General features: G+C 64.1%; 14 protein-coding genes. 13 read left to right on the forward strand and 1 reads right to left on the reverse strand.

Annotation, left to right across the window (positions count from 1 at the left end; all coding sequences use genetic code 11):
* Positions 1–4 precede the first annotated feature (4 nt).
* The 9 genes from JANGC3_RS0124455 (at position 5) to JANGC3_RS0124495 (ending at position 9,790) form a co-directional block, all read left to right on the forward strand.
* Positions 5–697 (forward strand): phosphoribosylanthranilate isomerase, encoded by a 693-nt coding sequence (locus tag JANGC3_RS0124455; protein WP_026133457.1) that lies wholly within the window; start codon positions 5–7, stop codon positions 695–697.
* The gene (gene trpB, locus JANGC3_RS0124460) at positions 681–1,925 is read left to right on the forward strand and encodes a tryptophan synthase subunit beta (RefSeq protein ID WP_035787935.1); all 1,245 of its coding nucleotides are present in this window, start codon (positions 681–683) and stop codon (positions 1,923–1,925) included. Before JANGC3_RS0124455 ends, trpB begins: the two co-directional genes overlap by 17 nt.
* 85 nt (positions 1,926–2,010) lie before the next feature.
* Positions 2,011–2,808 carry a tryptophan synthase subunit alpha gene (gene trpA / locus JANGC3_RS0124465; RefSeq protein WP_017879130.1) on the forward strand — a complete coding sequence of 266 codons (798 nt, stop codon included), beginning with the start codon at positions 2,011–2,013 and terminating at the stop codon, positions 2,806–2,808.
* A 267-nt stretch (positions 2,809–3,075) separates the two neighbouring features.
* The gene (gene accD, locus JANGC3_RS0124470) at positions 3,076–3,948 is read left to right on the forward strand and encodes an acetyl-CoA carboxylase, carboxyltransferase subunit beta (RefSeq protein WP_026133459.1); all 873 of its coding nucleotides are present in this window, start codon (positions 3,076–3,078) and stop codon (positions 3,946–3,948) included.
* Positions 3,949–4,024: 76 nt separating this feature from the next.
* The gene (folC, locus tag JANGC3_RS0124475) at positions 4,025–5,323 is read left to right on the forward strand and encodes a bifunctional tetrahydrofolate synthase/dihydrofolate synthase (RefSeq protein WP_026133460.1); all 1,299 of its coding nucleotides are present in this window, start codon (positions 4,025–4,027) and stop codon (positions 5,321–5,323) included.
* A 26-nt stretch (positions 5,324–5,349) separates the two neighbouring features.
* Positions 5,350–6,387: an SPOR domain-containing protein gene (locus JANGC3_RS0124480; RefSeq protein ID WP_017879133.1), complete on the forward strand. Its 1,038-nt coding sequence runs from the start codon at positions 5,350–5,352 to the stop codon at positions 6,385–6,387.
* A gap of 40 nt (positions 6,388–6,427) precedes the next feature.
* Positions 6,428–6,916: a CvpA family protein gene (locus JANGC3_RS0124485; protein ID WP_017879134.1), complete on the forward strand. Its 489-nt coding sequence runs from the start codon at positions 6,428–6,430 to the stop codon at positions 6,914–6,916.
* Between the two features lie 39 nt (positions 6,917–6,955).
* Positions 6,956–8,479, forward strand: a complete 1,524-nt coding sequence (purF, locus tag JANGC3_RS0124490) for an amidophosphoribosyltransferase (RefSeq protein WP_026133461.1) — start codon at positions 6,956–6,958, stop codon at positions 8,477–8,479.
* A gap of 69 nt (positions 8,480–8,548) precedes the next feature.
* The gene (locus tag JANGC3_RS0124495; protein ID WP_026133462.1) at positions 8,549–9,790 is read left to right on the forward strand and encodes a cystathionine gamma-synthase family protein; all 1,242 of its coding nucleotides are present in this window, start codon (positions 8,549–8,551) and stop codon (positions 9,788–9,790) included.
* A gap of 120 nt (positions 9,791–9,910) precedes the next feature.
* Here JANGC3_RS0124495 and lexA read toward each other — a convergent pair whose 3' ends face one another.
* A complete protein-coding gene (gene lexA, locus JANGC3_RS0124500; RefSeq protein WP_026133463.1) occupies positions 9,911–10,549 on the reverse strand; it encodes a transcriptional repressor LexA in 639 nt (212 codons plus the stop codon).
* Positions 10,550–10,807: 258 nt separating this feature from the next.
* On the opposite strand from lexA, the gene rpsF reads away from it, so the two are divergent.
* From rpsF to rplI, 4 genes are read left to right on the forward strand one after another with little or no spacing between them, the layout of a single operon-like run.
* Positions 10,808–11,194, forward strand: a complete 387-nt coding sequence (gene rpsF / locus JANGC3_RS0124505) for a 30S ribosomal protein S6 (protein WP_017879137.1) — start codon at positions 10,808–10,810, stop codon at positions 11,192–11,194.
* A 20-nt stretch (positions 11,195–11,214) separates the two neighbouring features.
* Entirely contained in the window at positions 11,215–11,514 is a 300-nt protein-coding gene (priB, locus tag JANGC3_RS0124510; protein ID WP_026133464.1) for a primosomal replication protein N, read from the forward strand.
* Positions 11,515–11,541: 27 nt separating this feature from the next.
* Positions 11,542–11,832: a 30S ribosomal protein S18 gene (gene rpsR / locus JANGC3_RS0124515; RefSeq protein WP_010400024.1), complete on the forward strand. Its 291-nt coding sequence runs from the start codon at positions 11,542–11,544 to the stop codon at positions 11,830–11,832.
* Between the two features lie 32 nt (positions 11,833–11,864).
* Positions 11,865–12,317 (forward strand): 50S ribosomal protein L9, encoded by a 453-nt coding sequence (rplI, locus tag JANGC3_RS30055; RefSeq protein ID WP_035787940.1) that lies wholly within the window; start codon positions 11,865–11,867, stop codon positions 12,315–12,317.
* The last annotated feature ends 73 nt before the right edge of the window (positions 12,318–12,390 follow it).

A 12,390-nucleotide genomic window follows, 5' to 3' on the forward strand; every position in this document is an offset into this window, starting at 1 on the left:
GATGATGCAGAGAACGCGTATCAAGATTTGCGGCCTGACCCGCGCCGAGGACGTGGCGGCGGTGGTCGAGGCCGGCGCCGACGCGATCGGCTTGGTGTTTTATCCGAAGAGTCCGCGCTATGTGACGCCGCGCCGCGCCGCCGAGCTGATCGCCGCGCTGCCGCCCTTCGTCGGCGCCGTCGGCTTGTTCGTCAACGCCAGCGTCGACGAGTTGGCGATGGTGGCGCGCATCGCGCCGCTGGCGTTGTTGCAGTTCCACGGCGACGAATCGCCCGAGCACAGCGCCAGGCTGGCCGCCGCCGCGAATCGTCCCTTCATGCAGGTTTTTCGCGTCAAGCCCGACACGAGCGCCGCCGATTTGTTAGAATACGAGCAGCGCTACCGCGCCGCCAGCACCTTGTTTTCGGGCCTCTTGCTCGATACGTATGTCGATGCCTACGGCGGCGCAGGAAAGGTATTTGATTGGTCTCTCATTCCAAAAGAACTCGCGCCTCGGGTCGTTTTAAGTGGTGGCTTGAGCGTACAAAACGCGACTGACGCGGTGGTACGCGTACGCCCTTACGCAGTCGACGTCAGCAGTGGCGTCGAGGCGGACAAGGGTATCAAGGACGCGCGCAGGATCCGCGACTTCGTCCGGGCGATCCGTGCCGCCGATGCCATCATTGAAAGAGAAAAATCCCATGACAAGCCTGCCTGAATCCGGCCCAGCCGCCGCATTGTTCCACGCCACCGATTACCATTTGCCAAACGCCAAGGGCCATTTCGGCCCCTACGGCGGCGCCTTCGTCGCCGAAACCCTGAGCCACGCGCTGGCCGAGCTGAACGAGGCCTACGCGCGCTATAGCAACGACGCCGAATTCCTCAACGAATACCGCTACGAGCTGAAGCATTTCGTCGGCCGTCCGTCGCCGATCTACCACGCCAAGCGCTGGTCCGAGATGATGGGCGGCGCGCAGATTTATTTCAAGCGCGAGGATTTGAACCACACCGGCGCCCACAAGATCAACAACGTGATCGGCCAGGCCCTGTTGGCCAAGCGCATGGGCAAGCCGCGCATCATCGCCGAAACCGGCGCCGGCCAGCACGGCGTGGCCACGGCCACCATCTGCGCCCGCTTCGGCCTGGAATGCGTGGTGTACATGGGCAGCGAGGACGTCAAGCGCCAGGCCCAGAACGTTTACCGGATGAAGCTGCTGGGCGCCACCGTCGTACCGGTCGAGTCCGGCTCCAAGACGCTCAAGGACGCGCTCAACGAGGCCATGCGCGACTGGGTCACCAACATTGAAAACACCTTCTACATCATCGGCACCGTGGCCGGCCCGCATCCGTACCCGATGATGGTGCGCGATTTCCAGTCGGTCATCGGCGAGGAATGCCTGGTGCAAATGCCGGAAATGACCGGCCGCCAGCCCGACTACGTGCTCGCCTGCATCGGCGGCGGCTCCAACGCGATGGGTATTTTCTATCCCTACATCGACCGGCGCGACGTGCGCCTGGTCGGCGTCGAGGCGGCAGGCGAGGGGCTGCACACCGGCAAGCACGCGGCCTCGCTGACGGCCGGCTACCCGGGCGTGTTGCACGGCAACCGCACCTATTTGCTGCAGGACGAAAACGGCCAGATCATCGAGACCCATTCGGTCTCGGCCGGGCTGGACTATCCGGGCGTCGGCCCCGAGCACGCGTGGTTGAAGGATTCCGGGCGCGCGCAGTACGTCTCGATCACCGACGACGAGGCGCTGCAGGCTTTCCACGATTGTTGCCGCATCGAAGGCATCATCCCTGCGCTGGAGTCGTCGCACGCGCTGGCCTACGCGGCCCAGTTGGCGGCGACCCTGCCGAAGGAGCAGATCGTGCTGGCCAATTTGTCCGGCCGCGGCGACAAGGACATGCACACCGTGGCGGAGCGGATGGGGCTGAATTGGTAGGTCGGCTTCGCGTAGCGTAAGCCGCCGGCGGCGCCGCCAGCGGCGCCGGCCCGCCCCCATTCCACACAATCATAGAAAGCCATCCATGTCCAGAATCACCGCCACATTCGCCGCGCTCGCGGCGCAGAAAAAAACCGCCCTGGTCACCTTCATCACCGCCGGCGACCCCGGCCCGGAATTGACGCTGCCGCTGATGCACGCGCTGGTCGAGGGCGGCGCCGACATCCTCGAACTGGGCGTGCCGTTTTCCGATCCGATGGCCGAAGGCCCGGTGATCCAGCGCGCCTGCGAGCGCGCGTTGAAATTCAACATCGGCCTGAAGGACGTCTTCGAATACGTGCGCCGCTTCCGCGAAACCAACCAGAGCACCCCGGTGGTGCTGATGGGTTACGCCAATCCGCTCGAACGCATGGGCGCCGAGGCGTTTATCGCCGCCTCGAAGGCGGCCGGCGCCGACGGCGCCATCATCGTCGACTATCCGCCCGAGGAATGCGAGGAGTTCGCCGCGGCGATGCGCGCCAACGGCCTCGACATGATCTTCCTGCTGGCGCCGACCTCGACCGAGGAACGCATCGCCCAGGTCGCCAAGGTTGGCGGCGGCTTCAGCTATTACGTGTCGCTCAAGGGCGTCACCGGCGCCGGCAATATCGACACCGTCCAGGTGGCCGAGCGGCTGGCGGCGATCCGCCGCCACGTCAAGCTGCCGATCGGCGTCGGTTTCGGCATCCGCGACGCCGCCACGGCGAAGGCGGTGGCGGCGGTGGCCGACGCGGTCGTCATCGGCAGCCGCATCATCCAGGAAATCGAGAATGCGCCGCCGCAGGGAGCGCCCGCCGCCGTGCGCAGCTTCGTCGCCGGCATCCGCGAGGCGCTCGACGCCTGACGCCGCAACGGCGTTGCGGCGCAAAGCGACAGTAGATGAGGCCGGACGCCGCCGCCCACTTTGATAATTGTTTTGGGGCAAGTTCGACAGCCCGGCCCTAAACGGCTACACTACGGCCACTGAACGAAGCTATCACTGGTGAAGCAAGGATGGGACGGGGCCGCCGGCCCGTCGGGTCGGGCGCATAGCCCCGCCCCGGCGGGGCCGCCGGGCCCGTGCGCCGCTTGCCGGAGTAACCGTCTGCCCGACAGGGCCATAGGAGAGAATATGAGTTGGTTAGAAAAATTGCTGCCCCCGCGGATTCAACGTTCCGACGCCGCGGCGCGCAAAACCATGCCGGAAGGCCTGTGGGTCAAATGCCCGTCGTGCGAAGCCGTGCTGTACCGCACCGACCTGGAGTCGAACCTGCATGTTTGCCCGAAGTGCGACCACCACATGCGCATCCGCGCGCGCGCCCGCCTGGACGGCTTGCTCGACGCCGGCGGCCGCTATGAAATCGGCCAGGAAATCCTGCCGGTCGACACCCTCAAATTCAAAGACAGCAAAAAATACCCGGACCGCCTGAAGTCGGCCATGGAAGCGACCGGCGAGACCGACGCGATGGTGGTGCTGGGCGGCGCCATCATGAGCCTGCCGGTGGTGGTGGCGTGCTTCGAATTCGAATTCATGGGCGGCTCGATGGGTTCGGTCGTCGGCGAGCGCTTCGTGCGCGGCGCCCAGGTCGCGCTGGAGCAGAAGGTGCCGTTTATTTGCATCACCGCCACCGGCGGCGCGCGCATGCAGGAAGGCTTGCTGTCGCTGTTGCAGATGGCCAAGACCACCGCGATGCTGACCAAGCTGTCCGAGAAGAAGCTGCCGTTCATCAGCGTGCTGACCGATCCGACCATGGGCGGCGTGTCCGCCTCGTTCGCCTTCATGGGCGACGTCGTGATCGCCGAGCCGAAGGCGCTGATCGGCTTCGCCGGCCCGCGGGTGATTGAAAACACCGTGCGCGAAAAACTGCCGGAAGGCTTCCAGCGCGCCGAGTTCCTGGTCACCAAGGGTGCCGTCGACATGATCGTCGACCGGCGCAAGATGCGCGAAGAAATCGCCCGCCTGCTGGCCTTGCTGCAAAACCAGGCCGTCGAGGTCCTCGCTTAATTTGTTGTCGTTTTATTCGCGGCGCGCCAACGGGAAATTGTTCCGCCGGCGCGCCGCTTTCACGTAAAGCCCCGCCATGCCCAACCTCCCCACTACTCTGCCGGACTGGCTCGCCATGCTGGAAACCCGGCATTCCGAAACCCAGATCAACATGGGCCTGGACCGCGTGCAAGCGGTCAAGGCGCGCATGGCGCTGCGCTTCGACTGCCCGGTCATCATGGTCGCCGGCACCAACGGCAAGGGCTCCACCTGCGCCATGCTGGAGTCGGTGCTGCTGCGCGCCGGTTACAAGGTCGGCCTGTACATCAAGCCGCATTTCCTCGACTTCAACGAGCGCGCCCGCGTCAACGGCAACATGGCCGGCGACGCCGAGCTGGTGGCCAGCTTTGTGGCCGTCGAGGCGGTGCGCGGCGACACGCCGCTGACCTACTTCGAGTTCACCACGCTGGCGATCATGCACCTGCTGGCCGGCGCCGGGCTGGACGTGGCAATCCTCGAGGTCGGCCTGGGCGGGCGCCTGGACGCCGTCAACGTCATCGACGCCGACGTCGCCATCGTCACCAGCATCGACATCGACCACACCGACTACCTGGGCAGCACGCGCGAGGCGATCGGTTTCGAGAAGGCCGGCATTTTCCGCGCCGGCAAGGCCGCCATTTGCAGCGACCCGGTGCCGCCGCAGTCGCTGATCGAGCACGCCGGGGCGATCGGCGCCGACCTGTGGCTGATGGGCCGCGACTTCAACTATTCGGGCGACAAGCAGCAGTGGAACTACGGCGGGCGGGTGCAACGGCGCCACGCGCTGGCCTATCCGAGCCTGCGCGGCGCCAACCAGATCCTCAACGCCGCCGCCGTGCTGGCCGCGCTGGAGGTGCTCAAGCTGGACTTGCCGGTGGGCGCGCAGGAAGTGCGCACCGGCCTGGTGACGGTGGAACTGCCGGGCCGTTTCCAGGTGCTGCCGGGACGCCCGGCGGTGATCCTCGACGTCGCCCACAACCCGCACGCGGCCGCCGCGCTGAACCAGAACCTGGGCAATATGGGCTTCCATCCCTATACCTACGCGGTGTTCGGCTCGATGCTCGACAAGGACATCGACGGCGTGATGGCGGCGATGGGCGAGCACGTCGACCATTGGTGCGTCTGCGACCTGCCGTCGGCGCGCGCGGCGACGGCCTCCGAGCTGGCGGCGAAGGCGCAATCGATGCTGGCCGGCAGGGACGATAGCGACGAGCGCAGCGTCACTATTTTCCCCAATCCAGCCCAGGCATATGCAAATGCGATGAGCCGGGCCGGCGAGAATGATAGAATTGTGGTCTTTGGCTCCTTCCTGACCGTCGCCGGCGTGATGATGGCCCGAAAATCCTCACTTCACTGACCGTATTCCACCGAAAAATATCACGCATGGGCTTGTTCTCGAAATTTAGTAAAAACAAGCAAGATGGCGCTGGCGAAGACAGCGGCTTTTACACCGCCGACGACCAGGGCGCGACTGCGAAGGCGCGCTCCAAGCGCGCCAGCAACGCCGGCAACAGCGCCGGCGCCGGGCCGCGCCGCGGCGGCAAGGACGCCGCCGATCCGGTGCTGCCGGAGAAGAAACGCGCGCGCCGCCGTTTGGTCGGCGCCGTCGCGCTGGCGCTGGGGGTGGCGGTCGGCTTGCCGATGCTGCTCGATTCCGAACCGAAGCCGCTGGCCTCCGATATCGCGATCCAGATCCCGTCGAAGGACAAGCCGGCCGCGCAGCACGGCGCCGCCACGTCGGCGTCGGGTTCGGTGTCGTCGCGCGTGGCGGCCGGCGACGCCCTTGACCAGTCCGAGGAAATCGTTGACGATGCCGCGGCGCCGGTGCCGGCGGCGCCTGTCAAGGTGGCGCCGACGCCAGTGGCGCCGCCGGTGCTCGCCGAAGTAAAGACTCACATTGAACCGAAGCCGGTGAAACCGGAAGCGCCCAAAGTCGAGGCCAAGGTCGCGACCAAACCGGACGCGCCGAAGGCCGAGGGCAGGGTCGCGCCAAAGCCGGAGCTAAAGCCGGAACCGAAGCCGAAGCCCGAATCCAAGCCGCACGAGACCCGCCAGGCCGAGGCCAAGCCGGTCGAGCCCAAACCGGTCGAGCCGAAACCGGCCGCCAAGCCGGCCCAGCCGGCCGAAGACGCCACGCGCGCGCTGGCGATTTTGGAAGGCAAGCCGGCGGTTAAGCCGCAGGAGGCCGGCTCCGGCAAGTTCGTGGTGCAGGTTGCCGCGCTGGCGACCCAGGACAAGGTCGACGAATTGCAGGGCAGGCTGAAGGAAGCGGGCATCCACTCCTACACGCAGAAGGTGCCGACCCCGACGGGCGAGCGCATCCGCGTGCGGGTGGGGCCGTTCGGCAGCAAGGAAGACGCCGAGAAGGCGCGCGCCAAGTTGAGCAAGCTGGGCCTGGGCGGCAGCCTGGTGCCGGCTTGACGCCAAAGATGGCGGCGAGCGGCCAGCAAGGGCGGGCGGCGTGACGCTGTTCGACTACCTGGTCTTGTTCGTGCTGATCTGCTCGGTGGTCATCAGCACGCTGCGCGGCCTGGTCAAGGAAATGCTGTCGCTGGTGAGCTGGGTGGTCGCCTTCGTCGTCGCCAACGCCTATGGCGCGGCGCTGGCGGCGTTGTTGCCGGATGTTATACCCGGCCAGGTGATACGCCTGATGGTGGCGTTCGTGGTGTTGTTTATCGGCGTGCGCCTGTTGATGGGGCTGCTCGCCATGGCGGTGGACGCGCTGGTCACGGCAACCGGCCTGAGCCTCGCCGACCGCGGCCTCGGCGGCCTGTTCGGCCTGGCGCGCGGCCTGGTCATCGTGTTGGCCGCCGTTATCTTGTGCGGGATGACGTCGATCCCACAGCAGGCTTTCTGGAAACACGCGCTGTTAAGTCCGCTGGCGGAAAGCGGGGCCCGCACCATCAAGCCCTTTCTGCCGGCCGCTTACGCGCAGTACGTGCAATTTTGAATTTTTTTAAAATCAGTAGCACCAGTTTAGGAGCACACCATGTGTGGCATCGTCGGCGTCGTTTCTCATCAACCTGTTAATCAAATGCTCTATGATGCCTTGCTGCTGTTGCAGCATCGCGGTCAGGACGCGGCAGGGATCGCGACCAATCACAGCAGTATGTTTTCCATGCACAAGGCCAACGGCCTGGTCCGTGACGTTTTCCGCACCCGCAACATGCGTTCGCTGCAAGGCAACTCGGGTATCGGCCACTGCCGCTATCCGACCGCCGGCTCGTCCAGCGAGGAGGAAGCGCAGCCGTTCTACGTCAACGCCCCGTTCGGCATCACGCTGGCGCACAATGGCAACCTGACCAACTGGGAACAACTCAAGACCGAGATGTTCAAGAACGACCGCCGCCACATCAACACCGACTCCGACTCGGAAGTGTTGCTCAACGTGCTGGCGCATGAAATCGACGAAGCCACCAGCGCGCTGACGCTCGACCCGGCCGCCGTCTTCAAGGCCGTCACCGTGCTGCACCGCCGCGTGCGCGGCGCCTACGCCGCCGTGGCGCAAATCGCCGGCCTGGGCCTGCTGGCCTTCCGCGACCCGTTCGGCATCCGTCCGCTGTGCATGGGCATCATCGAAAGCGACAAGGGCACCGAATACATGGTGGCCAGCGAATCGGTCGCGCTCGAAGGCATGGGCTTCCGCTTCGTGCGCGACATCGCGCCGGGCGAAGCGGTCTTCATCGACCTCGACGGCGTGCTGCACAGCCAGCAATGCGCCGACAACCCGAGCCTGAACCCCTGCGTCTTCGAATACGTCTACCTGGCCCGCCCGGACTCGATCATCGACGGCGCCTCGGTCTACGCGACGCGCCTGAAAATGGGCGAATACCTGGCCGAGAAGATCCGCAAGGAATTCCCGGAAGGCGAAATCGACGTCGTCATGCCGATTCCCGACTCGTCCCGTCCGGCCGCGATCCAACTGGCGCTGGCGCTGAACATCGAATACCGCGAAGGTTTCATCAAGAACCGTTACATCGGCCGCACCTTCCTGATGCCGGGCCAGGCCATGCGCAAGAAATCGGTGCGCCAGAAGCTCAACGCCATCGCCTCCGAGTTCAAGGACAAGGTCGTGCTGCTGGTCGACGATTCGATCGTGCGCGGCACCACCAGCCGTGAAATCGTGCAGATGGCGCGCGAAGCCGGCGCCAAGAAAGTCATCTTCGCCTCGGCCGCGCCGCCGGTGATCTTCCCGAACGTGTACGGCATCGACATGCCGACCCGCGACGAGCTGATCGCCTACGGCCGCACCACCGAGGAAGTGTGCCGCGAAATCACCGCCGACGCCCTGGTGTACCAGGACATCGACGCGCTCAAGCGCGCCATTTCGGACGTCAACCCGGCGCTGACGAACTTCGAAGCCTCGTGCTTCGACGGCGTCTACGTCACCGGCGATGTGTCGCAAGCCTATCTCGACCGTCTTGAGTACGCGCGCCACAATCCGAAGGCGGCGGCGGTGGAAGACACCCCGCGTTCGCAGCTGAACCTCAACCTCGCCACCACCGAAGGGTGATGGCGCGCCCGGCTTGCGCCGGGCTTTTTTTTGCCCGCGCGCACGCGCGGCGGCGTTTCCGGAAAAACCATGAGCGACACAAAAAACTACGGCTTTACCACCACCATCCTGCACGGCGACCGCCAGAAGTCGATCGAACACGGCTCGCTGCACCGGCCGATCCACACCTCGGTGGCTTTCGGCTACGCCGACGCGCGCCAGCTCGCCTCGGTATTCCAGGGCAAGGAGCCGGGCTTCCGCTACGGCCGCCAGGGCAACCCGACCGTCTCGGCGCTGGAAGATAAAATCACCAAGATGGAAGACGGCGTCGCCAGCATCTGCTTCGCCACCGGCATGGGCGCCATCGGCGCCGTGTTCCAGGCGCTGTTGCGCGCCGGCGACCACGTGGTCTCGTCGTCCTTCCTGTTCGGCAACACCAACAGCCTGTGGCAAACGGTGGCCGGGCAGGGCGTCGGCGTCGCCTTCGTCGACGCCACCGACGTCGGGCGGGTCGCCGCGGCGCTCACGCCGGCGACGCGCATGGTTTTCGTCGAAACCATCGCCAACCCGCGCACCCAGATCGCCGACCTGGAGCGCATCGGCGAACTGTGCCAGCGGCGCGGCATCCTCTACATCGTCGACAACTCGATGACCTCGCCCTACCTGTTCCGCCCGAAGGCGGTGCACGCCGGCCTGGTGGTGAACGCGCTGACCAAGTCGATCGGCGGCCATGGCGACGCGCTTGGCGGCTGCCTGACCGACACCGGCGCCTACGACTGGAGCCGCTTCCCGAACATCGTCGAGAACTACAAGAAGGCCGCGCCTAAGCAATGGGGCATGGCGCAGATCCGCGCCAAGGGCTTGCGCGACTTCGGCGCCTCGCTGGGGCCGGAGGCGGCGCACAGCATCGCCGTCGGCGCCGAAACGTTGGCGCTGCGCATGGAGCGCGCCTGCGCCAACGCCATGGCGCTGGCGCAACTGCTGGAGGCGGACGAGCGCGTCGCCGCCGTGCACTACCCGGGCCTGGCCTCGCACCCGCAGCACGCCCTCGCCGGCGAACTGTTCCGCGGCTACGGCTTCCTGTTCAGCTTTGAGTTGAAGGACGGCATCGACTGCTTCGACTTCCTGAACCGGCTGAAGTTGGCGATCCCGGCCAGCAACCTGGGCGACACCCGCACGCTGGTGATCCCGGTCGCCCACACCATCTTCTTTGAAATGGGCGCCGAGCGGCGCGCCTCGATGGGCATCGCCGAATCGCTGATCCGCGTCTCGGTCGGCATCGAAGACAGCGCCGACCTGCTGGACGACTTCCGCGCCGCCTTGGCCGGCTAGTTGGTGCGGTTGTCGTCGCTCGGGTTGGCCGGAACGGCGCAATCCGACCCGCGACACGCTGCGGGTCAACAAAAAAGCCGGCCCAGGAGGCCGGCTTTTTGCACTATTCTTTCATCGATCTCAATGCCAGCTGCGCATCAGGCCGACCGCCAAGCCCTCGATGGCGAACTCGTCGGCTTCCGGATCGACCTTGATGATCTTGAAGTCCGGGTTCTCCGGCAGCAGCTCGATCAGGCTGCCGGTCTTGCGGTAGCGCTTGACGGTGACGTCGTTGCCGATGCGCGCCACGACGATCTGGCCGTTCTTGGCGCTGTCGACCTTTTTCACCGCCAGCAAATCGCCGTCCATGATGCCGGCGTCGCGCATCGACTCGCCGCGCACCTTCAGCAGGAAATCGGGGCGGGCCGAAAACATCGCCGGGTCGACCTGGTAATGGGTCTCGACGTGCTCCTGCGCCAGCATCGGCGAGCCGGCCGCGACGCGGCCGATCAGCGGCAGCGACATCATCAGCGAGGTCGGCACGCGCGCGGCGGGCGCGTCGACGGAGGCGCCGATCAGGCGGATGCCGCGCGAGGTGCCGGGCGAAATCTCGATGGCGCCCTTGCGCGCCAGCGCCTGCAAATGCTCCTCGGCGGCGTTGGCCGACTTGAAGCCCAGTTCGTTGGCGATCTCCGCGCGGGTCGGCGGGAAGCCGGTATTCTCAATCGCATCCTTGATCAGATTCAGAATTTGTTCTTGCCGTGCAGTGAGCTTGATCATCGGGGTCCGCGCATCGTGAAATGCTGTCTATATAAACAGACTGTATTTTTGTACAGTATCGACGCCAATGCAAGGGCTTTTACCCGTTTTTGAGAAATAATGCCGAAAACCAGCACCCAGCCCGTGTTGCGCGGCGGCGGCGCGCAACACGGGTGTTGAGTATTGACAAAAAAGGCGTTATAATCTTCGGCTCACCGCTTCCCACACTCGTCTTGACGCCGAGGTGGGCGATTATCAATCCGTCCTTAAGGAGTTTGCATGCGTCATTATGAAATAGTATTTATCGTCCATCCGGACCAGAGCGAGCAAGTGCCCGCCATGATCGAACGTTACAAAGCCAGTGTGTCGACACGCGGCGGTTCGGTTCACCGCGTGGAAGATTGGGGCCGCCGTCAAATGGCTTACTCGATCCAAAAACTCGCCAAAGCACACTACATCTGCATGAACATCGAGTGCGACAATGAGACCCTGGTCGAATTGGAAACAGCATTCAAATTCAATGATGCCGTGTTGCGTCATCTGACCGTCAAGATGAAGAAAGCTGAAACAGCTCCTTCGCCGATGATGAAGTCGGTTCAACGTGAAGACGCGGCCAAAAGCCATCGCACCGAAGCGCCTGCGGCTGCCGCCGCCGTCGCAGCTTAATTGTTGTTCGGGAACCTGAGCTGAACCAGCTACAAGTTGTCGCCGTCATTGCCGAGCGCGAAGTATTGCGCTACACCCCGGCGGGTATGCCGATTGTGAATGCAGTATTGCAGCACAGTTCGCAACAAATGGAGGCCGGCATCGCCCGCTTGACCGAGTTTGACGTCGCCGCGCTTGCCGCTGGCGAAATCTCAGGCCGGTTCAGTGAGGCAGCCTTGGGCGGGGTCTATCAGTTCACCGGTTTCCTGGCTCGCAAGAGCCGCAACAGTAAAAGCCTGGTGTTTCACATCATTGATTTTAGTGCTGTCAATTCAGACTAGCGCATTTATTAGATACAGGAGCCTCAAATGGCATTCGGTAAAAAGTTCGACAAAAACAAGCTCAAGCTTAAAGAAAAGCGCAAACAGCAAAACCCGCTGTTCAAACGTAAGAAGTTCTGCCGCTTCACCGCCGCGCACGTTGAACAAGTCGACTACAAAGACGTCGATACGCTGAAAGATTTCGTCCAGGAAAACGGCAAGATCATGCCAGCACGCCTGACCGGTACCAAAGCGCACTACCAGCGCCAAGTTGACACCGCAATCAAGCGCGCCCGCTTCCTCGCGCTGCTGCCATACACCGACCTGCACCACGCTTAATTGCTGGCGTCAGAGAATTCCTGGAGAGAAATATGCAAATCATTCTGTTAGAAAAAGTCGCTAACGTCGGCAACCTCGGCGAAGTCGTCAAAGTCAAAGACGGTTACGCTCGTAACTTCCTGATCCCGCAACGCATGGCTCGCCGTGCTACCGCTACCGCTATCGCTGAATTCGAAGTCAAGCGCGCGGAACTGGAAAAAGCTGCCGCCGCTAAACTGGCCGCTTGCCAAGCCCAGGGCGAAAAACTGAACGGCATGACCGTTCAAGTTGCCCAGAAAGCCGGCGTCGATGGCCGTCTGTTCGGTTCCGTCACCAACTTCGACATCGCTGAAGCGTTGACGAAGCAAGGTTTCGCAGTCGAAAAAGCGCAAGTGCGTATGCCTAACGGCCCGCTCAAAACCACCGGCGAGCACGCCGTGTCGGTTGCGCTGCACACCGACGTCGTCGTTGACGTCACCATCGCCGTCGTCGGCGAGCACGCGTAAAGCGCTACCGGCCCGACGGCCGGTGCAAGCTTGTTGTAATGCTAAAAAGCCGGGTCCGCCCGGCTTTTTTATC

The sequence above is a fragment of the Janthinobacterium sp. CG3 genome, from assembly GCF_000344615.1.
GTDB lineage: Bacteria > Pseudomonadota > Gammaproteobacteria > Burkholderiales > Burkholderiaceae_D > Janthinobacterium.